20 protein-coding genes are annotated in these 18,867 nt (G+C 72.8%); 13 read left to right on the top strand and 7 right to left on the bottom strand.

All coding sequences use genetic code 11. The features are described 5' to 3' along the window. Window positions 1-290: 290 nt before the first annotated feature. On the bottom strand, window positions 291-1,202 hold the full coding sequence (locus ACQP0U_RS30795; protein WP_433313921.1) for an A/G-specific adenine glycosylase: 912 nt from the start codon (window positions 1,200-1,202) through the stop codon (window positions 291-293). Window positions 1,203-1,298: 96 nt separating this feature from the next. On the opposite strand from ACQP0U_RS30795, the gene ACQP0U_RS30790 reads away from it, so the two are divergent. The 3 genes from ACQP0U_RS30790 to ACQP0U_RS30780 all read left to right on the top strand — a co-directional run bounded on the left by ACQP0U_RS30790 (window position 1,299) and on the right by ACQP0U_RS30780 (window position 3,197). Then, window positions 1,299-1,811 (top strand): glycine cleavage system protein R, encoded by a 513-nt coding sequence (locus ACQP0U_RS30790; RefSeq protein ID WP_210817734.1) that lies wholly within the window; start codon window positions 1,299-1,301, stop codon window positions 1,809-1,811. Continuing rightward, entirely contained in the window at window positions 1,808-2,380 is a 573-nt protein-coding gene (locus ACQP0U_RS30785; RefSeq protein WP_433313918.1) for a peptide deformylase, read from the top strand. The genes ACQP0U_RS30790 and ACQP0U_RS30785 overlap by 4 nt, the downstream gene beginning before the upstream one ends. 106 nt (window positions 2,381-2,486) lie before the next feature. Beyond that, window positions 2,487-3,197 (top strand): hypothetical protein, encoded by a 711-nt coding sequence (locus tag ACQP0U_RS30780; RefSeq protein WP_433313915.1) that lies wholly within the window; start codon window positions 2,487-2,489, stop codon window positions 3,195-3,197. A gap of 6 nt (window positions 3,198-3,203) precedes the next feature. On the opposite strand, the gene disA is transcribed toward ACQP0U_RS30780, so the two are convergent. From disA to ACQP0U_RS30760, 4 genes are all read right to left on the bottom strand, one after another. Further along, window positions 3,204-4,388 (bottom strand): DNA integrity scanning diadenylate cyclase DisA, encoded by a 1,185-nt coding sequence (disA, locus tag ACQP0U_RS30775; protein ID WP_030327921.1) that lies wholly within the window; start codon window positions 4,386-4,388, stop codon window positions 3,204-3,206. Window positions 4,389-4,519: 131 nt separating this feature from the next. Continuing rightward, window positions 4,520-5,977 carry a DNA repair protein RadA gene (radA, locus tag ACQP0U_RS30770; RefSeq protein ID WP_433313913.1) on the bottom strand — a complete coding sequence of 486 codons (1,458 nt, stop codon included), beginning with the start codon at window positions 5,975-5,977 and terminating at the stop codon, window positions 4,520-4,522. An 86-nt stretch (window positions 5,978-6,063) separates the two neighbouring features. Next, on the bottom strand, window positions 6,064-6,843 hold the full coding sequence (locus tag ACQP0U_RS30765; protein WP_433313910.1) for a hypothetical protein: 780 nt from the start codon (window positions 6,841-6,843) through the stop codon (window positions 6,064-6,066). A gap of 140 nt (window positions 6,844-6,983) precedes the next feature. Continuing rightward, on the bottom strand, window positions 6,984-7,823 hold the full coding sequence (locus ACQP0U_RS30760) for a UbiA family prenyltransferase (protein WP_433313907.1): 840 nt from the start codon (window positions 7,821-7,823) through the stop codon (window positions 6,984-6,986). Window positions 7,824-7,869: 46 nt separating this feature from the next. On the opposite strand from ACQP0U_RS30760, the gene ACQP0U_RS30755 reads away from it, so the two are divergent. The 4 genes from ACQP0U_RS30755 (at window position 7,870) to ACQP0U_RS30740 (ending at window position 11,670) form a co-directional block, all read left to right on the top strand. Further along, the gene (locus tag ACQP0U_RS30755) at window positions 7,870-8,643 is read left to right on the top strand and encodes a class I SAM-dependent methyltransferase (RefSeq protein ID WP_433313904.1); all 774 of its coding nucleotides are present in this window, start codon (window positions 7,870-7,872) and stop codon (window positions 8,641-8,643) included. 40 nt (window positions 8,644-8,683) lie between these two features. After that, window positions 8,684-9,850 (top strand): acyl-CoA dehydrogenase family protein, encoded by a 1,167-nt coding sequence (locus ACQP0U_RS30750; RefSeq protein ID WP_357755780.1) that lies wholly within the window; start codon window positions 8,684-8,686, stop codon window positions 9,848-9,850. A gap of 94 nt (window positions 9,851-9,944) precedes the next feature. Further along, on the top strand, window positions 9,945-10,994 hold the full coding sequence (locus ACQP0U_RS30745; RefSeq protein ID WP_433313901.1) for a type III polyketide synthase: 1,050 nt from the start codon (window positions 9,945-9,947) through the stop codon (window positions 10,992-10,994). A 25-nt stretch (window positions 10,995-11,019) separates the two neighbouring features. Then, entirely contained in the window at window positions 11,020-11,670 is a 651-nt protein-coding gene (locus ACQP0U_RS30740) for a hypothetical protein (RefSeq protein ID WP_433313898.1), read from the top strand. A 10-nt stretch (window positions 11,671-11,680) separates the two neighbouring features. Here ACQP0U_RS30740 and ACQP0U_RS30735 read toward each other — a convergent pair whose 3' ends face one another. Beyond that, window positions 11,681-12,370 carry a hypothetical protein gene (locus tag ACQP0U_RS30735; protein WP_433313896.1) on the bottom strand — a complete coding sequence of 230 codons (690 nt, stop codon included), beginning with the start codon at window positions 12,368-12,370 and terminating at the stop codon, window positions 11,681-11,683. Between the two features lie 328 nt (window positions 12,371-12,698). Here ACQP0U_RS30735 and ACQP0U_RS30730 point away from each other — a divergent pair, with 328 nt between their 5' ends. From ACQP0U_RS30730 to ACQP0U_RS30715, 4 genes are read left to right on the top strand one after another with little or no spacing between them, the layout of a single operon-like run. Then, complete coding sequence (locus ACQP0U_RS30730; protein ID WP_007073334.1) at window positions 12,699-13,184, top strand: CarD family transcriptional regulator; 486 nt, start codon at window positions 12,699-12,701, stop codon at window positions 13,182-13,184. Window positions 13,185-13,240: 56 nt separating this feature from the next. After that, complete coding sequence (ispD, locus tag ACQP0U_RS30725) at window positions 13,241-13,936, top strand: 2-C-methyl-D-erythritol 4-phosphate cytidylyltransferase (RefSeq protein WP_433313893.1); 696 nt, start codon at window positions 13,241-13,243, stop codon at window positions 13,934-13,936. Window positions 13,937-13,949: 13 nt separating this feature from the next. Next, the gene (gene ispF, locus ACQP0U_RS30720) at window positions 13,950-14,435 is read left to right on the top strand and encodes a 2-C-methyl-D-erythritol 2,4-cyclodiphosphate synthase (RefSeq protein ID WP_357715111.1); all 486 of its coding nucleotides are present in this window, start codon (window positions 13,950-13,952) and stop codon (window positions 14,433-14,435) included. 10 nt (window positions 14,436-14,445) lie between these two features. Beyond that, the gene (locus tag ACQP0U_RS30715; RefSeq protein WP_433313891.1) at window positions 14,446-15,474 is read left to right on the top strand and encodes a tetratricopeptide repeat protein; all 1,029 of its coding nucleotides are present in this window, start codon (window positions 14,446-14,448) and stop codon (window positions 15,472-15,474) included. On the opposite strand, the gene ACQP0U_RS30710 is transcribed toward ACQP0U_RS30715, so the two are convergent. Beyond that, a complete protein-coding gene (locus ACQP0U_RS30710) occupies window positions 15,471-16,637 on the bottom strand; it encodes a homogentisate 1,2-dioxygenase (protein WP_433313888.1) in 1,167 nt (388 codons plus the stop codon). The genes ACQP0U_RS30715 and ACQP0U_RS30710 overlap by 4 nt on opposite strands. A 94-nt stretch (window positions 16,638-16,731) precedes the next feature. Between ACQP0U_RS30710 and ACQP0U_RS30705 the strand changes: the two genes are divergently transcribed. Together ACQP0U_RS30705 and fahA are read left to right on the top strand one after the other, a co-directional pair. Then, window positions 16,732-17,601 carry a hypothetical protein gene (locus ACQP0U_RS30705; protein WP_433313885.1) on the top strand — a complete coding sequence of 290 codons (870 nt, stop codon included), beginning with the start codon at window positions 16,732-16,734 and terminating at the stop codon, window positions 17,599-17,601. After that, a complete protein-coding gene (gene fahA, locus ACQP0U_RS30700; protein WP_433313882.1) occupies window positions 17,598-18,794 on the top strand; it encodes a fumarylacetoacetase in 1,197 nt (398 codons plus the stop codon). Before ACQP0U_RS30705 ends, fahA begins: the two co-directional genes overlap by 4 nt. Window positions 18,795-18,867 lie beyond the last annotated feature (73 nt).

Below are 18,867 nucleotides of genomic sequence, written 5' to 3'. Positions count from 1 at the left end.
GGCATCTGGCGCGGCCGCACACCACTACAACCAGGATCGAGCACGATCTTGGGTGAGGTGCGCGGTACGTCGGCCGCCGAACTCCGCGCGCGAGCCGCCGCGTGCCGCGCGGCGTGCGGCGTGCGGCAGCGCATGGGACCCCGGGCGTGCGGACGGCGCGTGGGGCAGAGGCCTGTGGGGCGTGCGGGCGTGGGGCGGGCCTGCGGCCGTGGGGCGTGTGGGCGTGAGGCGTGTGGGCGGCCCGGCGCGCAGGGCGCGCAGGGTGGGGCGGGCGCGCAGGGTGGGGCGGGTCAGGTGGTGAGGTCGGCGGTTGGGAGGGACGGGCCGTCGCCGACCAGACGGAAGGAGTCGGCGCCGGCGGGTTCGACAAGTCCGTCCTGCACCAAGCCGGCGAGGGCGCGGGCGCGCTGCACGTCGTCGGTCCAGACCTCGTCCAGCCGCTGGTGCGGAACTGGGCCGGTGCTGTCCCGGAGCACTCCGAGCAGCAGGCCGCGTACCTGTCGGTCGGTGCCCGCGTACCGCTGGGGTCGGCGGGTCGGCCCGGCCGGTGCCTCCTGGCCGGACGCCCGCCACGCGCAGACCGACTCGACGGGGCAGGCGGGGCAGCGTGGTGACCGGGCTGTGCAGATCACCGCGCCCAGTTCCATGAACGCGGCGCTGGCAAGCGCCGCTGCGGCCGGTTCCGCTGGGAGCAGCTCTTCGGTGGCGACCAGGTCGGCTGGTCGGGTGACGGGCCCGGCGTCGGGTTCGCCGGCCACCGCCCGGGACACGACCCGCCGTACGTTGGTGTCGACCACCGGGTGCCGCTGCCCGTACGCGAAGGCGGCCACCGCCCGCGCCGTGTAGGTGCCGATGCCGGGTAGTGCCAGCAGTTGCTCCAGGCGATCCGGCACCTGGCCGCCGTGCCGGTCAACGATCGCGACGGCGCATTCGCGTAGCCGGACCGCCCGACGGGGGTAGCCGAGGCGTCCCCACATCCGGATCGCCTCGGCGGGGGTGTCCGCCGCCAGCGCGGCCGGCTCCGGCCAGCGGGCAAGCCATGCCTGCCAGGCTGGCACCACCCGGACCACTGGTGTCTGCTGGAGCATGACCTCGCTGACCAGGATGGCCCACGGGGTGACTCCTGGCTCGCGCCACGGGAGGTCACGGGCGTGCTGTTGGAACCAACGGCTGACCAGGGTGGCGAAGTCGGATTGCGTCATGGCGTCGTCGATGATGTCACGCCCCGCGTTCCCGTTGGGTGGGCGGCTCGGGCGGGGTGCCACGTCGTTGTTCGGCGGACGGGGGAGAATGCGCGGATGAACGAGCTCGCGATCACCGTCATCGGTCGGGACCGGCCGGGCATCGTGGCCGACGTCGCGGAGGTGCTGGCCCGGCTGGGCGCGAACCTCACCGACAGCACGATGACGCGGCTGCGGGGGCATTTCGCGATGACCCTCATCTGCACCGGTCCGGCCGCCGCCGAGGTCGAGGCCGCACTGGCGCCGCTGGCCGCCGAGGGCCAACTGCTGGCGACGGTACGCGCGGTCACCCCGGACGGCGACGTGCCTCCGGTGGGTGAGCCGTACGTGATGGCGGTGCACGGTTCGGACCGGATGGGGATCGTCGCGGCGATGACGCGGGTGCTTGTGGATGCCGGGGGGAATGTCACCGACCTGAGCACCCGTTTGACAGGTGCGCTCTACGTGGTCCTGGCGGAGGTCGAGTTGCCGGCCGGTGTGGCGGACACTCTTGTCGACCGGCTGCACCGGACGGCTGCCGAGTTGGGCGTGGAGGTCACCCTCCGGCCGGCGGACCCGGATCTGTTGTGACAGGCGAGGAGCGCGGGCCCGACGTCGGCCTGGGAGACTGGACACCGGAGTCGTTGGACGTGCCGGGCGAGGTGCTGGTGGTGGTGTCCGCCCCGCACCCGGTGTTGAGTCGGGCCGCGGACGAGGTCGACCCCACGGCAAAGGAGACGGTCCAACTCGCGGCCGACCTGATAGCCACGATGAAGGTCTCTCCGGGCTGCGTCGGGCTGGCCGCGCCGCAGGTCGGGGTGGGCGCTCGGGTCTTCGCCGTCGACGTGACAGGGCATCCGAAGGCGGTGACGGTGCACGGCACCTTCGTGCTGTGCAATGCGCGTGTGGTCGAGGCGACGCGGTGGAAGCCGGGCCGGGAGGGTTGCATGTCGGTGCCGGACCTGACCGGGGACGTGAAGCGGGCCAGCCGGCTGGTGGTGGAGGGTGACCTGCCGGGCAGCGGCGAGCAGGTCCGGCTGGTGACCGACGGCTTCGAGGCTCGGGCGTTGCAGCACGAGATCGACCACTGTGCAGGGCTACTCTTCCTGGATCGGGTGGCCGGTGCCCACGCGGTCTATCAGCGCAAGGTCTACCTGTGACCGGGTGCTCGGCTGTCCCCAGTGGACGGTGTGGGGAGCGCCCCGGAGTGGCTCCGGCGCGTCGCGCCGCACTGCCGGGTACGGCGCGGCTACGGTGGAGGGCATCATGCGTCTGACGGTCGGCCCCCTGCCACCCGCCGTGTACTGGCGGCGTCGCGCCGTCGTACTCGGAGCGGGGTTTCTGTTCCTGATTGTCCTGCTCTACTCCTGCACCGGCTCGGGTCGTTCCGGCGGTCAGGAGCCGAAGGCGGGAGGTTCCCCGTCGGCGACGTCCGCCGCGACGTCGGGTCCCGCCGGGCCGGTGCTGACACCGCAGACCGGGGGACCGTCCGCGTCCGCTGATCCGGGTACGACGAACCCGAGCCCGGCGATCACCAGCAACACACCGCCGCTGGGTGCGGCAGCCGGTTCGGAGGACGACGGCACCTGCACCAACGAGGAGATCAGCGTGGTCTCGTCGGCGAGCCCGACCTCGGTGCAGCGGGGCGCGGTGGTCGAGCTGCAACTGAAGATCAAGAACACGTCGGACCGGACCTGCAGTCGCAATGTCGGCGCCGACCTTCAGGAGATCTTCATCAAGTCCGGTGCCGAGAAGGTCTGGTCGTCGGACACCTGCGGCAAGGTCCAGGGCTCGGACGTGCAGTCCTTCACGCCGGACTTCGTGCGGTCGTACCAGGTGCCGTGGAACGGGCGGGACACCAGCCGCTGCGACGGCGCGCTGGCCGCCGGGCCGTTCCCGCCGGCCGGGTCGTACCAGGTGTTCGCTCGGGTCGGCACGAAGCTCAGCGACCCGGTGAAGCTCACCGTCACCGGCTGAGCCGGGTCAGACGTAGCGTTCCAGGATGGATGCCTCGGCGAGCCGGGACAGCCCCTCCCGGACGCCGCGGGCCCGGGCGTCACCGACCCCTTCGACGGCCTGCAGGTCCTCCACTGTCGCCCCGAGCAGCCGCTGGAGGCTGCCGAAGTGCAGCACCAGGCGGTCGACCACCGCCACCGGTAGCCGGGGCACCTTGGCCAGCAGTCGGAAGCCACGCGGGCTGACCGCGGCGTCGAGCGCGTCGGACGCGGCCGGGTAGCCGATCGCCTTGGCCACCGACACCAGGTCGATCAGCTCGGTGGCACCGAGCAGGTCCAGCTCGACGAGGGCCTCGTCGAGGGTGCGCGACTTGCGGCCGACGGGAAGGTAGTCCCGGATGACCAGGGTGCGGTCGGCGTCCACGCCTGCCATCAGCTCGTCGAGTTGCAGGGCGAGCAGACGACCGTCGGTGCCCAGCTCCACCACGTAACCGGCGATCTCGTCCGCGATCCGGCGGACCATCTCCAGTCGCTGCACCACTGCCACCGCGTCCCGTACGGTGACCAGGTCCTCGATCTCCAGGGCGGAGAGCGTGCCGGAGACCTCGTCCAGCCGGAGCTTGTAGCGCTCCAGGGTGGCGAGCGCCTGGTTGGCCCGGGAGAGGATCGCCGCCGAGTCGTCGAGGACGTGCCGTTGGCCGTTGACGTAGAGGCTGATGATCCGCATGGACTGGCTGACCGAGATGACCGGGTAGCCGGTCTGCCGGGCCACCCGCTCGGCGGTCCGGTGCCGGGTGCCGGACTCCTCCGTCGGGATGGACGGGTCGGGCATCAGGTGCACTGCCGCCCGGACGATCCTGGTGCCGTCGCTGGAGAGCACGACGGCGCCGTCCATCTTGCACAGCTCGCGCACCCGGGTCGCGGAGAACTCCACGTCCAGCGGGAAGCCGCCGGTGCACAGGCCCTCGACCACCTTGTCGTAGCCGAGCACGATGAGCGCGCCCGTGCGACCCCGCAGGATGCGCTCCAGACCGTCGCGCAGGGCGGTGCCCGGGGCCATCAGGGCAAGGTTGGCCCGCAGCGGATCTCCGGCGCTCCCGGCGGCTCCCGCAGTCACGCTCACGCTGATCGGGCGGGCGGGCGAGCCCACGGCGCCGGTGCGGGCCTGGGGCGGCGCTCCGGCTGGCTTGGTGGTATCGCGGTCGATCGGCACGGGCACAGTCTACGGACTGCCGTGCGGTGGGTGCTGTCGTGGTTACTGTGATGTGTCACGATGCCGCCCTCTTCCACGTTTCCCGCTTGCGACGTGCTGTCCGGTTTCGCCGCCCTCGTCGGCACGGTGGGTCACTCGGCGGACGCACGGGCCGCATGGTGCAGCGCCGAACGGACGTCGGTGACCTCGGTCACCCGCATCTGCTCGGGGCCGGCGCCGGTGCTGGTCGGGCCGCAGCCGGGCGGCACCAGGGCCACCTTGAACCCCAGTCGGGCCGCCTCGGCCAGCCGGCGCGGCACCGCCCCGACCCGGCGCACCTCACCGGTCAGCCCCACCTCACCGATCGCCACCAGGTGCGGCGCGATCGCCAGGTTGAGCCCACCGGAGGCGACCGCCAGAGCCACCGCCAGGTCGGCGGCCGGCTCCACCACCCGGATCCCGCCCACGGTGGCGGCGAAGACCTCCCGGTCGTGCAGGGTGAGCCGCTCGGTGCGCCGTTGCAGCACCGCGAGCACCATCGCCAGTCGCGCCGAGTCGAGGCCGGAGACGGTGCGTCGGGGAGAGCCGGCCACTGTCGCGCCGATCAGAGCCTGCACCTCGGTGACCAGGGCTCGCCGCCCCTCCATGGCCACTGTCACGCAGGTGCCCGGGACCGGCTCCGCGTAGCGGGTCAGGAAGAGCCCGGACGGGTCGGCCAGGCTGCTGATGCCGCCCTCGTGCATCTCGAAACAGCCGACCTCGTCGGCCGCGCCGAACCTGTTCTTCACGCCGCGCACCAGGCGCAGCGACGAGTGCTTGTCGCCCTCGAAGTGCAGCACCACGTCGACCAGGTGCTCCAGCACCCGGGGCCCGGCCACCTGGCCGTCCTTGGTGACGTGCCCGACCAGCACCGTCGCGATGCCCCGCTCCTTGGCGACCGAGACCAGCGCGGCGGTGACCGCGCGGACCTGGGTCACCCCACCGGGCACCCCCTCGGTGCCGGTGGTGGAGATGGTCTGCACCGAGTCGAGCACCAACAGGCCCGGCTTGACCGCGTCGAGGTGACCGAGCACCGAGGCCAGGTCGCTCTCCGCGGCGAGGTAGAGCTGCTCGTGCAGGGTGCCCATGCGCTCGGCGCGCAGGCGCACCTGACTCACCGATTCTTCGCCGCTGACCACCAGCGAGGGGCTGCCGGCGTTGACCGCCCACTGCTGCGCCACATCGAGCAGGAGGGTCGACTTGCCCACGCCGGGCTCGCCGGCGAGCAACACCACGGCACCGGGGACCAGGCCGCCGCCGAGCACCCGGTCGAGCTCGCTCACCCCGGTGGGACGGGCACGTGCCGGAGCGGCGCTGATGGTGGCGATCGGCCGGGCCGGCTCGGACGGCATCCGGGAACTGACCACCCGACCGGAGACGGTCGGGCCGGTCACAGTGCTCTCGACCACCGCCCCCCACTCGCCGCACTCGGGGCAGCGCCCCACCCACTTGGGCGGCTGGTGCCCACAGGCGTCGCACTGGTAGGCCGGACGCGGCTCGCGGGCGGCGGACCGACCACGGGCGGCACCGGCCGTGCCGCCACGCGGAGGGGTCGATCGGGAGGTGGTCACATCAGGACGCTAGCCCTCGCGTACGACGAAAACACCCCGGCGTGGTGGTCACCACGCCGGGGCGTTTGTCGATGTTCGGGGTCGGGTCACTCGTGGGTCGTGCCGCCCTCGTCGCCCTCGTAGCCGCCCTCGCGCTCGATGATCGGCGACGGAGGGGCCGCCGGGGTGAGCGGCACCGCGACCGGGGCCTGCCCGGTGACCGTGTTGCCGTTGCCGAAGTCGAAGGTCACGACGACGTTCTGGCCGGAGCGCAGTGCCTCGGTCAGGCCGATCAGCCGGAGCTGCGTGGTGGCCTCGGAGTTGAACTGGATGTAGCTCAACGGCGCCAGCTCGATCCGGGCCGGCTGGCCCGGGGCGGAGGGGCTTGCCGAACCGGACGCCCGCGCCGACTCCGGGGCGGACGGGGTGGCCGAGGACGACCCGGTCTCGGAGGGCGTCACGGACGGGCTCGGCGAACCGGACGTCGAGTTCGACGGGCTGGCCGAACCGGACGGCGACGGGCTCATGGAGGCGGACTCCGCGGCGGACGGCGACGGGCTCGCCGAGCCGCCGCTGATCACCACCTCACGGGCGCTCTCGGTGGTGACGGTGACGGTCACCGTCTCCTTGGAGTCGTTGTAGATCACGGCGCCGAGCCCGGCGTCCTGCCCGGCCTTGTAACCCTCGGTGCCCGGGAAGTCCACGAGCAGGCCCCGCACGGAGAAGGAACCGTTGCTGGTCGTGAGGTTGACGCCCTGGACCGAGGGCTCCTTCAACGCGGTCTCGGCGATCTGACCGGCGCCGCATCCGGACAGCAGCAGGCTGGTCGCCGCAATCCCGGACAGCAACAGGGCCGCCCGCCGGGATCCCCTGATCGAGCGCGTCACGTCGGTCCTCCTCGTCACAATCCCCACCCGGGCCGTACGCCGGGCACGGTGGCCATACCCGCGCAGACCGCGCTCCAGGGTAGTTGGGGCTGATCGAGGCCCGCACGCGGACCCGGCAATGCCACCTGCCCGGGTGGCGCTCACACCACCCGACCGCTCGCCACCAGCAGAACCACGTCGATGAGGGCCACCAGCATCACCGCCCGGAAGGCCGCCACCGGGCGCCGGCCGGCCCGGATCGCCGAGCGCCCGGCGTACCAGCTCAGCGGCGGCACCACGGCGGCCGTGCCGACCGCCGCCCAGCCGATCACCGACGGCGGCCCGGGTGGTCCGAGGACCAGGGTCGCGGTCGCCGCGAGGAGGAGACCCGCCGCGGCCACCCGGCTGCCGGCGGCGCCCAGCCGGTGGGGCAGGCCGCGCACGCCGGTGCGGGCGTCGTCGGCCAGGTCGGGCAGCACGTTGGCGAAGTGCGCGCCGGCGCCCAGGCACGCCGCCGCCACCACCAGCCAGACGGGCGGGGCCGGCTGACCGGGCAGTGCCAGCACCACGAAGGCGGGCAGCGCGCCGAACGACACGGCGTAGGGCAGCACCGAGAACGCGGTGGCCTTGAGCGGCCAGTCGTAGAGCAGGGCCGAGACCAGGGCGAGCGTCAGCCAGAACGCCGCCACCGGGTTCGTGGTCAGCGCCAGCAGCGGGCAGGCCACCGCGGCCGCCGCGGCGGCCCAGGCCGTGGCGCGGCGACCGACCGCGCCACTGGCGACCGGTTTGTCGGTACGCCCCACAGTGGCGTCCCGCTCGGCGTCCAGCGCGTCGTTGGTCCAGCCGACGGCGAGCTGGCTGGCCAGCACGGCGAGCACCACCGAGACGATCCCGGCCGGCCGGTGGCCCACTCCCCACGCCAGCAGACCGGCCACCGTGGTCACCGCTGCGGCCGGTTCCGGATGGCTCGCTCTGACCAGCCCTAACACCCTCGACGACATAAGGGAAGTCTGGTCGTTACCGAGCAGTCGTGCCACGCTCGGTTCCATGCGAGACGTGGCTGCGGCCGGGGCGTCCACCGGTCCGAGGGTGCTGCCGCGAAACGATCCGCGTCAGTACGACGATCTGGCCGGTGAGTGGTGGCGGCCGGACGGCGCGTTCGCGATGCTGCACTGGCTGGCCGAGGCACGTGCGGCGCTGGTGCCTCCGGCCACCCGCCCGGGCGCGTTGCTCGTCGATCTGGGGTGCGGTGCCGGCCTGCTCGCGCCGCATCTGGCCGGCAAGGGCTACCGCCACGTCGGTGTGGATCTGACGCGCTCGGCGCTTGTCCAGGCGGCGGAGCACGGGGTGCGCGTGGTCCAGGGTGACGCCACTGCGGTCCCGCTGCCCGACGGCTGCGCCGACGTGGTCTCCGCGGGCGAGCTGTTGGAGCACGTGCCGGCCTGGCCGCGCGCGGTGGCCGAGGCGTGTCGGCTGCTGCGCCCCGGTGGCGTGCTGGTGCTGGACACCCTCAACGACACGGCGCTGGCCCGGCTCGTCGCGGTCCGGATCGCCGAGCGGCTGCCGACGGTGCCACGCGGCATCCACGATCCTCGGTTGTTCGTGGACGCGCGGGCGCTGGTCGCCGAGTGTGCCCGACACGGCGTCGACCTGCGGCTGCGCGGCATCCGTCCGCAGGTCGGCGGCATGCTCGCGTGGCTGCTGCGCCGTGCCCGCGCGAGCCGAACCGCCGGTGTGGTGCCCGCCGGTCGCGCCCCGCGCATCGTGCCGACCCGGTCGACCGCCGTGCTCTACCAGGGCCGGGGGGTCCGCAAAGGATAGTCAGGCCGTGGCGGGGTATGGAACGCCGAGGAGGATCGAGATGACGGTGCACGCGCTCGAGGCAGCACGCCGGTTGGCACCACGGTTCGCCGCGCGGGCGGCCGAGCACGACCGGGACGGTTCCTTCCCCGTGGACGACTTCGCCGACCTGCGCGAGGCCGGTCTGTTCGGGCTGATGGTGCCCCGGGCGCTCGGCGGCCTGGGAGCGACCTTCGCCGAGTACGCCGCGGTGGCCACTGAGCTTGCCCGGGGCAACGGTGCGACCGCCCTGGTGTTCAACATGCACGCCTCGGTGACCGGCGCGCTGGGTGCGGTCACCGAGGAGTTGGCCGAGGCGCTGGGCGTACCGGACGAGGCGCTGGCCGCCCGCGACCGTCTGCTCAGCGCGGCGGCGCAGGGCTCCTGGTACGCGGTCGCGATGAGCGAACGGGGCGCGGGCGCGCGGCTGTCCCAGCTCACCACGGCGTACGAGCCGACCGACGGGGGCTGGCACCTCAAGGGCAGCAAGACCTTCTGCTCCGGCGCCGGGCACGCGGACGGCTATCTGGTGGCGGCCCGCAGCGCGGCCGACCAGTCGGTGGTCTCACAGTTCCTGGTGCCGGCCGGCGATGGGCTGACGGTGGAGCCGACCTGGGATTCGCTCGGCATGCGCGCCACCTCCTCCCACGACCTGCACCTGGACGTCAGCGTGCCCGCCGACCGGCTGCTCGGTGGGGTGGAGGGGCTGGCGCTGGTGGTCGCCCAACTGATGCCGCACTGGCTGGTGGCCAGCTACGCGGCCGTCTACGTGGGGGTCGCCCGGGCGGCGATCGACGCGGCGGCCGAGCACCTCAACGCCCGTAACCTGGCCGGTCTGCCGGCGGTGCGGGCCCGGCTGGGGCGGGCGGACGCGGCGACGGCCGCCGCGCAGCTGGTGGTGGCGGAGGCGGCCCGCCGGGTGGACGAGGCACCCGGTGACGAGGAGACCAACCGTTGGGTGTGGCGGGCGAAGCTGCTTGCCGGCACCACTGCCGCCGAGGTGGCGGCGTCGGTGCTGGAGGCGGCGGGCACCTCGGCGACCCGCCGTGGTCATCCGCTGGAGCGGCTCTACCGCGACGCCCGCTGCGGCTCACTGCATCCGGCCACGTCGGATGTCTGCGCCGACTGGCTCGGCATCGCCGCGCTGGGCGGCGACCCGGATCGTGACGGATCGGCACCACGTTGGTGAGCCCGCGCCACCGGGCTCACACGGAAGGACGACCAGCCGAGGTGGCTGGTGGGACGGCCAGGGGGAGGACAGCATCTGACGAGAGGTGGGGATCGTGTCCGTACCAGTGATCGCGGGGCTCGGGACAGCGCAGCCGCCGTCCGCTTCGCAGGACGAGTTGTGGGAGGGCTTCTTCTCCCGGCACTTCTCCGGCACCACCCGGTCGTTGGCCCAGCGAATCTTCGCCAACTCGGGGGTGACCCGGCGGCAGGCCGCGGTCAACCCTCTGCTGGAGGACGTCTCGGACTGGCCCACCGAGCGCCGGATGCGCCGCTACCAGGTGGAGGCGCTGCCGCTGGGCAAGGAGGCGGTGGGCCGCGCGTTGACCGCGGCCGGGCTGGGCGCCGGTGACATCGGGCTGTTCATCGTCTGCTCCTGCACGGGGTACGCCACTCCCGGGCTGGACATCCTGCTCGCCCGCGACCTGGGCATGGCCGCGGACACCCAGCGGATGTTCATCGGCCACATGGGCTGTTACGCGGCGCTGCCGGGGCTGGGCGCGGCGAGTGACTTCGTCACCGCCCGGGGGCGACCGGCGCTACTGCTCTGCGCGGAGCTGACCAGCCTGCACATCCAGCCGTCCAGCGCCCGGGTGGACACCCAGCAGATCGTCTCCCACGCGCTCTTCTCGGACGCCGCGGTCGCCGCCGTGGTCGTGCCGGGCGGCCCGGGGTACGCGGTGCGCGAGGTCACCGCCGTCACCGACACCTCGACCGCCGACCACATGACCTGGGACGTCACCGACGCCGGGTTCCGGATGGGGTTGTCGCCGAAGGTGCCGCAGGTGCTGTCGAAGCACGTCCGGGGGCTTGTCGACGATCTGTTGGCCCGGCACGGCGTCGCCAGCTCCGAGGTGGACGGTTGGGCGGTGCACCCGGGCGGGCCGCGGATCCTCAACGTGGTCGAGCGGGAGCTGGCGTTGCCTCCGCTGGGGCTGGCGGCGTCCCGGGCGACCCTGGACGAGCACGGCAACTGCTCGTCGCCGACAGTCCTGCTGATCCTGGACCGGTTGGGCCGGACGACACCGGCGGCTCGGCGCATCGTCATGCTTGCCTTCGGCCCCGGCCTCACCCTGTACGCCGCCCTGCTCGATCGACAGGACTGAACCTCCGCCCGGTAGGCTCATACGCGTGGATGCGACCTCGGACGACCGGCTGCGTTCGGTGGTCCTGTTCGGTGCTGCGGTGGCAGTCCTGGTCGTCGGTGGCTGGTGGTGGCACTCTGCCGCGCCCGCGTCGACGGTCGGGTCGGCTGTCTCTCCGACGGCGGTGCCATCTGTCGAGCCGAGCGTCAGCACCCCGCTGGAGCGTGTCCTCGTGTCGGTGCCTGAGGAGCCCGACAGGCGGGTGACGGTGCGGATGGACCCCAACACCGGCGAGGTGATCCGGGTGCGCAGCGACTCGCGGGCGGTGATCGACCCGGCGACGGGCTCGATCACCGACATCGAGGGCGATCCCGGGGTGCTCTTTCACACGGGCGACCTGCCCGCGTTCCAGGAGACGATCTGGCGGGAGCGGCGGGAGCTCGCTCCTGGCCAGGGGCTGACCCGGCAGGCCGGCAACGACGGTGCCCGCTACCTGCTCCAGTACCGGTGCACCCGCCCCGGCACGATGGCGGTGACGAGCACCGGGGCCGAGCTCGTCGGTCAGTCGCGCATCGACTGCGACGGCACGATCGCCAGTGCCGAGGTGCTGCCCGGTAGCGGGCCCTTCCGGGTGTCGCTGTCCGCCGTCGACCGGCCCATCGACGTCCAGGCGCAGCTCGTGGCGCTGCCCCGGTAGCCGCGCCGGGTCAGGCGGCCAGGGCGCTCAGGTCGTTCCGGTAGGACTCGACGGTGCCCAGGTCGGGCAGCACCCGGGTCACTGTGCCGGTGCGGTCGACAAGCAGGGCGGTCGCGGCGCCGGGGCGAGCCGGTTGATTCAGGAACGCGCGCAGCCCTCCGGCGGGGTCGGCCAGGGCGCGAGCCTGTCGCTGGGCGGTGGGCCCGGCCGGGGCCGACCTCCCTCCGGTGACGGTGACCACGGAGACGCCGGCGGGCGCGGTCGCCAGGGCGTCGGTGACCCGGTCCGGGCAGGGGCAGCCGTCCAGCAAAATGATCATGGCGGGTAGCAGGCCGCGCAGTGGCACTGGCGCGTCGTCCGCGTCCACCAGGTCCAGTGCGGGCAGCGCCTGACCGGTGAGGGTCGCGGGCGGCGCGTAGGGGGCAGGGGTCGGACGGTCGGTGCCCCGGTTGGCGCGGGGCCAGGTGACCACCAGCAGGCCGGCCAGCGTGGTGAGGACCGCCACCAGCAGGACCAGCAGCGGCAGGCCCAGAGCCCGGTGGCCCGGGAGGCCGCTGGCCCGGTGCAGCTCACGGCGGACCTGCGCGGCCTCGGCGGCCAGCGCGGAGGCGTCGTCGGGGACCACCACGCGGCCCCATTCCGGCGGTAGCCCGGGCAGGCCGTCGGCTGGCCCGTGACCCTCTGCGTCCGGCTTGCCCATCGGACCTCCTGGAAGCGTCTCGAGAGCGGAGTGCGGCTCGGACTCCAGGGTCGCGCACCAGGGGCTCCTCCCGCTACATCTGGGCGCGGTCCTGCTGGCCGGGCTACCATGGGAGGAGCGCATAGCCCTTGATCTCGACGTTCTGTTCACCCGTACCGGGCAGTCATTTGCGCGTTACGGAGCGTGTTCGAACCATCGGTTTGACCGCCTGTCAAGCTGAAGCAAGACCTCTCACAGGGCCCCTGAGCTGCGCCAACGGTCAGGACATCGGTGAGACATCGGTGCCTGAGCGTGTTACCCTAGACACAGCGAAAGGGGTTTCGAACCTATGGTTTTCAGTGTCGGCGAGACCGTTGTTTACCCCCACCACGGGGCCGCACTCATCGAGGCAATCGAGACTCGGGTCATCAAGGGCGAGCCTAAGCAATACCTCGTCCTGAGGGTCGCGCAGGGTGACCTGACGGTCCGGGTGCCGGCCGAGAACGCCGAGATCGTGGGCGTCCGCGAGGTGGTCGGCGAAGAGGGCCTCGGTAAGGTCTTCGACGTTCTGCGGGCTCCGCACACCGAGGAGCCGACCAACTGGTCGCGGCGTTACAAGGCCAATCTGGAAAAGCTGGCTTCCGGCAACCCGCTGAAGGTCGCCGAGGTCGTGCGTGACCTGTGGCGCCGGGAGCGGGAGCGGGGCCTCTCTGCGGGCGAGAAGCGGATGCTCGCCAAGGCCCGCGACATTCTCGTCGGCGAGGTCGCGCTGGCCGAGAAGAGCACCAAGGATGAGGCGGAGACGCTGCTCGACAAGGTCCTCACCGAGGCCTAGTCCGCACAGCATCGTCGTACCCACTTCGTAGTGAAGAAACCACCGAGGACCGCGACGTGACCGCGCAGCTCAATCCGCGCGGTGACGTCGCGGTCCTCGTGCCTGCGGCGGGTGCCGGCGTACGGCTCGGCCCCGGCCGACCCAAGGCGCTGCGCCTGCTCGCCGGTGAGCCGCTGTTGGTGCACGCCGTGCGTCGACTGGCCGCCGCGCCCTCGGTGCACACCATCGTGGTGGCCGCGCCAGCCGCCGAGGTGCAGGCCGTCCGCGAGCTGCTGGCTCCGGTCGCACCGGTGATCGTGGTGCCCGGTGGTGCCGAACGACAGGCGTCGGTGGCCGCCGCGCTGGCTGCGGTGCCCGTCGGCCCGACGATCGTCCTGGTGCACGACGCCGCCCGCGCGCTCACCCCGCCCGAGCTGGTCGAATCCGTCGCCGCGGCGGTCCGCGGCGGGCGGGACGCGGTGATTCCGGTCCTGCCGGTCGTCGACACGATCAAGGAAGTCGGCGCCGACGAGGTGGTGCTCGGCACCGTCGACAGGTCCGCCCTGCGCGCGGTGCAGACCCCGCAGGGTTTCCGTCGGGCCGTGCTCAGCGCCGCCCACGCCGCCGCCGGTGACTCCCTCACCGACGACGCCGGGCTGGTCGAGAAGCAGGGTGTCGCGGTGAGCTGTGTGCCCGGCTCGGAGTACGCGCTGAAAATCACCCGACCGTTCGACCTGGCTCTGGCGGAGCATCTGCTTGCCTCGGCCGGTTGACGCGTACCCTCTGATCATGATCGTTCCCCGGGTGGCCATCGGCACCGACGTGCACGCGTTCGAGCCGGGCCGGCCCTGCTGGGTGGCTGGGCTGCTCTGGCCGGACCAGGACGGCCTCGCCGGGCACTCGGACGCCGACGTGGCCGCGCACGCCGCCTGCAACGCGCTGCTCTCCGCCGCCGGTCTCGGTGATCTCGGTTCCGCCTTCGGGGTGGGCCAGCCGGAGTGGGACGGCGCGTCCGGGGTGGCGCTGCTGACCGAGACGGCCCGCCGGGTGCGGGCCGCCGGCCTGGAGATCGGCAACGTGTCGGTGCAGGTCATCGGCAACCGCCCCAAGATCGGCCGGCGCCGCGCGGAGGCGCAGGAGGTCCTCTCCGCCGCGGTGGGCGCCCCGGTCACCGTCTCGGCGGCGACCACCGACGGGCTCGGCTTCGCCGGCCGCGAGGAAGGGTTGGCCGGGGTCGCGGTGGCCCTGGTGTACGACGCGCCGGCCGCCTAAGCTCGCCGCGATGTCCAGCGACCCCACCCCCGACCAGTCCGCCGCCGACGGCTACGTCCAGCGGGCCCAACTCCTCGCCGAACTCGGCCGCTACGACGAGGCGGCCGGGGAGTTGGCCTACGGGCTGGCCCTCCAGCCGAATGACGTCGACGCGCTGACCATGCTGGCCCGGGTGCACCTGGCCGCCGACCGCCCGGCCGAGGCGCTCACCGCCGCCGACACGGCAGTGGCCGCCGCACCGGAGGCCCTGCCGCCGCTGGTGGCCAGGGGCATGGCCCTGGCCGACCTGGAGCGCTACACCGAGTCGGCGGCCACCGCCGACCGGATCCTCGGCCTCGGCCCGACCGACGCGTACGCCCAGCGGAGCGCGGCGGCGATCCTGGCCGGCGCCCGCAACGGTCAGCCGGCGCTGAATGCGGCCTGGCGCGGTGTCGAGTTGGCCCCACAGGAGCCGCAGGCGCACCTGGTGCTCAGCCTTGTCGCCGCCCGCCTGGACCTGTTCGACCTGGCCGAGCGGGCCTACCGGGAGGCGCTGCGGCTCGACCCGCGGATCGCCGAGGCCGGCCACGACGTGGGTGTCATGCGGCTGGAGCAGCGCCGCTGGTCGGAGGCGTTGGAACACGTCGCCGAGGCGGTGACGATCAGCCCGAGCCGGATCGACTCGCCACGGACCCTCGCGTACGGGTTGCACCGCCTGGTGCTCTACGGCGCGGGCTGGTCGCTGGTGGCGGCGGTGCTTGTCGCGTTCGCGGCGTCGGCGAGTGACGGGTTCTCCCGCATCCTGGCGGTGCTCGCCGCGCTCACCGGCGGGATCGTCGTCTGGCAGCTCGCGGCCCGGCTGCCGGGGCTGACCCGGACCGTTCTGCCCGCCCTGCTGCAGGCGGACCGCGCGATGGCCCTGGCGATCTACGCCGTGGCCGCCGCGCCGCTGCTGCTGCTGGTGTACGCCATGGTCGGCTCCCCGTGGCCCCTGGTGCTGGCCATCGCCGTCACGGCGGTAGCCGAGTTCGCCGTCTTCACCAGGACCGCCATCCGTTAGCCGCGACGCGCCCACGTCCAGGCGTAGCCGTCGTCCTCGCAGGTCTGGGCGGCGTCGCAGAGATCCAGCGGGCGGAAGGTGTCGACCATGACGGCCAGTTCGTCGAAGTAGTCCGCGCCGATGGAACGCTCGGCGGCACCCGGCTGGGGGCCGTGGGTGAAACCGGACGGGTGCAGCGAGATCGAGCCCTGCTCGATGCCGGAGCCGCGCCGTGCCTCGTAGTTGCCCCCGGTGTAGAAGAGCATCTCGTCGGAGTCGACGTTGTGGTGGTTGTACGGCACCGGGATCGACTGCGGGTGGTAGTCGACCTTGCGGGGCACGAACGAGCAGATGACGAAGTTGGGCCCCTGGAAGGTCTGGTGCACCGGTGGGGGCTGGTGGATGCGGCCGGTGATCGGCTCGAAGTCGTGGATGGAGAACGCCCACGGGTAGAGGTGCCCGTCCCAGCCGACCACGTCGAACGGGTGCTGGGCGTAGACGTAGCGGGTCCAGCCGCGCTTGTGCCGGACCAGCACCTCGACCTCCTCGCCGTCAACGAGCAGCGGGGCGTCGGGGCCGCGCACGTCCCGCTCGCAGTACGGCGAGTGCTCCAGGAACTGGCCGCGTACGGAGAGGTAGCGCTTGGGCGGGCCGATGTGCCCGGACGCCTCGACGGCGAGCAGTCGGACGGGCTGGTCGCCGGTGGGCACCAGCCGGTGGATGGTCGAGGTGGGGATGACGACGTAGTCGCCGGCGACCGCGTCCAGCACCCCGAACGGGGACTCGACCCGCAGGGTGCCCGACTCGACGTAGAGGCAGTGGTCGCCGGTGGCGTCGCGGAACAGCGGTGAGGGCCGGTCGGCGAGGACGTACCCGATCCGTACGTCGTCGTTGGCGAGCAGGTACTGCCGGCCGAGGATGGGGTCGGAGCCGCCGGTGTCGAGCTTGTGGGTGCGCAGGTGGCGGGGCTTGAGCGGCAGGTTCGGCGCGCGGGTGAACGCGGGCGGGGTGAACTCGTCGGCGGCCAGGATCGCGGTGGGCGCGTGGCGGTGGTAGAGCAGGGACGAGTCGGAGGAGAAACCCTCCTGGCCCATCAGCTCCTCGGCGTAGAGGCTGCCGTCGGGCTGCCGGAACTGGGTGTGGCGCTTGCGCGGCACCTCGCCGACGCTGCGGTAGTACGGCATCTCGCCTCCCGATATGTCCCGTTCACCGGCCGAAGGCGTCCGATAATCGGACGCTGTTGTCCGTTCCTCGTAGCGTCCCGTACATTCTTGTTCCGTGTCAACGCAGGTGCCCGCACTCCTCCACGGCCTGGTGGACGACGCAGCCGTCTTCCCTCCGGGCAACGCCGCGCTGCACGACGCCCTGGCCGCCCACCGCCAGCACCGCGCCGCCTGGTACGCCGACCTGGTCGGCCCGCTGCTGATCCCCGCCTCGGACGTGGTGGCCGGTGAGCTGAGCGGTCTCGTCGACCCGGGCGAGGGCCTCGTGGTCGGCGTGATCGGTGACACCGGGATCGGGAACCTGCCGTTCGCGCTGTCGTTCCTCGCCCCGGACGGCGTCACCGCGCGTCAGGTCGAGGTGGCGGTCGCCAAACGCGGTGAGGACCCGCTGCCCGGCATCGCCGAGTTGCTGCGGCTGACCGACGCGCTACCGGGCGTGCAGGCCGTCTACGCCGAACTGCCGCTGACCTTCGGGCTGATGGGCGCGTTGGACGCGCTCGTCGCCGCGCGGGCCGACGGGGTGCCGATCGCGGCCAAGTTCCGCACCGGCGGCCTGGCCGCCGAACTCTTCCCCACGCCGACCGAGCTGGCCGCGGTGATCTGCGCCTGCCGGGACCGGGACCTGCCGTTCAAGCTCACCGCCGGGCTGCACCAGGCGATCCGACACCTGGACCCGGAGACCGGGTTCACCCACCACGGCTACGCCAACGTGCTGGCCGCGACCCTGGCCGCCGCCGACGGTGACGGTGTGCGCTCGGTCGCCGAGCTGCTGACGGTTGTCGATCCGCGCCCCGTGGTGGAGCGCACCACGGCACGGCTGGACTCGCCCCGCCCCCTGTGGGTGGGCTTCGGCTCGTGCAGCATCCTGGAACCACTTACCGATCTGATCCGGCTTGGGCTGGTGAACGGGGGCTACGACGCATGACCTGGGTGACCGGCGCCGACGGTTCGCCGTACGGGGTGACGAACCTGCCGTACGGGGTGTTCCGGCAGAACGGGGGTCCGTCCCGGATCGGCGTACGGATCGGGTCCTGGGTCTTCGACCTCGCCGCGGCGGAGGCCGCCGAGCTGGTGCTGGCCGCCGGCACGCTGTGCCGACCCGTGCTCAACGACTTCATGGCCCTGGGGCGTCCGCAGTGGACGGCGGTACGCCAGCGGCTCACCGAGCTGCTGACCGACCCGTCGCACCGGGCGGCGGTGGAGCCGTTGCTGGTGCCCCTCGACGACGTGGAGCTGCTGCTCCCCGTCGAGGTGGCCGACTACGTCGACTTCTACTCATCCGTTCACCACGCGGCGAACGTCGGGCAGATCTTCCGCCCTGGCCAGCCGCCGCTGCTGCCCAACTGGAAACACCTGCCGATCGGCTACCACGGCCGGGCCGGCACTGTTGTCGTCTCCGGCACGCCGGTGACCCGGCCGACCGGGCAGCGGGCCACCGCCGAGGGCCCGGTCACCGGCCCATCGGTACGCCTCGACATCGAGGCCGAGGTCGGCTTCGTGGTGGGCGTACCGAGCGCGTTGGGCGATCGGGTCGCCGTGGACGACTTCGCCGACCACGTCTTCGGGGTGGTGCTCGTCAACGACTGGTCGGCCCGGGACATCCAGGCCTGGGAGTACCAGCCGTTGGGTCCGTTCCTCGGCAAGTCGTTCGCCACCTCGGTCTCGGCCTGGGTGACGCCGCTGGACGCGCTCGGCGACGCCTTCGTCCCGGCCCCCGACCAGGACCCGCCGGTCGTCGACTACCTGCGCGACGTGCCGCACCTGGGCCTGGACCTCCGCCTGGCGGTGGAGTGGAACGGCGAGCGGGTCAGCGAACCCCCGTTCGCCACCATGTACTGGACTCCCGCGCAGCAGTTGGCGCACCTCACCGTCAACGGCGCTTCGCTGCGTACCGGCGACCTGTACGCCTCCGGCACCGTCTCCGGCCCGGACCGGGGGCAGGTCGGGTCCTTCCTGGAGCTGAGCTGGGGAGGGGCCGAGCCGGTCAAGGTGGGCCACGAGAGCCGTACCTTCCTGGAAGACGGCGACACGGTGACCATCACGGCCACCGCCCCCGGCCCGGACGGCACCACCATCGCCCTCGGCGAGGTGTCCGGCACGGTCCGTCCGGCCCGGTGAGCTGGCCCGTCAAAAGAGGCTGAGTCGGATTACTTCCTCTCCTCCGTTGCGCTCTGACCACCTGTTCAGAGAG

Source organism: Micromonospora sp. CA-269861, from assembly GCF_050948505.1.
Taxonomy (GTDB): Bacteria; Actinomycetota; Actinomycetes; order Mycobacteriales; family Micromonosporaceae; genus Micromonospora.
Note: the sequence above shows the minus strand (reverse complement) of the source record. Positions and strands in the feature narration are given on the sequence as shown.

What these genes read in the sequence shown, in the direction of transcription:
- ACQP0U_RS30795 (WP_433313921.1), bottom strand. Translation starts at nt 1,202, where the DNA reads ATGACGCAATCCGACTTCGCCACCCTGGTCAGCCGTTGGTTCCAACAG.
- ACQP0U_RS30790 (WP_210817734.1), top strand. Translation starts at nt 1,299, where the DNA reads ATGAACGAGCTCGCGATCACCGTCATCGGTCGGGACCGGCCGGGCATC.
- ACQP0U_RS30780 (WP_433313915.1), top strand. Translation starts at nt 2,487, where the DNA reads ATGCGTCTGACGGTCGGCCCCCTGCCACCCGCCGTGTACTGGCGGCGT.
- ACQP0U_RS30760 (WP_433313907.1), bottom strand. Translation starts at nt 7,823, where the DNA reads ATGTCGTCGAGGGTGTTAGGGCTGGTCAGAGCGAGCCATCCGGAACCG.
- ACQP0U_RS30755 (WP_433313904.1), top strand. Translation starts at nt 7,870, where the DNA reads ATGCGAGACGTGGCTGCGGCCGGGGCGTCCACCGGTCCGAGGGTGCTG.
- ACQP0U_RS30750 (WP_357755780.1), top strand. Translation starts at nt 8,684, where the DNA reads ATGACGGTGCACGCGCTCGAGGCAGCACGCCGGTTGGCACCACGGTTC.
- ACQP0U_RS30735 (WP_433313896.1), bottom strand. Translation starts at nt 12,370, where the DNA reads ATGGGCAAGCCGGACGCAGAGGGTCACGGGCCAGCCGACGGCCTGCCC.
- ACQP0U_RS30730 (WP_007073334.1), top strand. Translation starts at nt 12,699, where the DNA reads ATGGTTTTCAGTGTCGGCGAGACCGTTGTTTACCCCCACCACGGGGCC.
- ACQP0U_RS30715 (WP_433313891.1), top strand. Translation starts at nt 14,446, where the DNA reads ATGTCCAGCGACCCCACCCCCGACCAGTCCGCCGCCGACGGCTACGTC.
- ACQP0U_RS30710 (WP_433313888.1), bottom strand. Translation starts at nt 16,637, where the DNA reads ATGCCGTACTACCGCAGCGTCGGCGAGGTGCCGCGCAAGCGCCACACC.
- fahA (WP_433313882.1), top strand. Translation starts at nt 17,598, where the DNA reads ATGACCTGGGTGACCGGCGCCGACGGTTCGCCGTACGGGGTGACGAAC.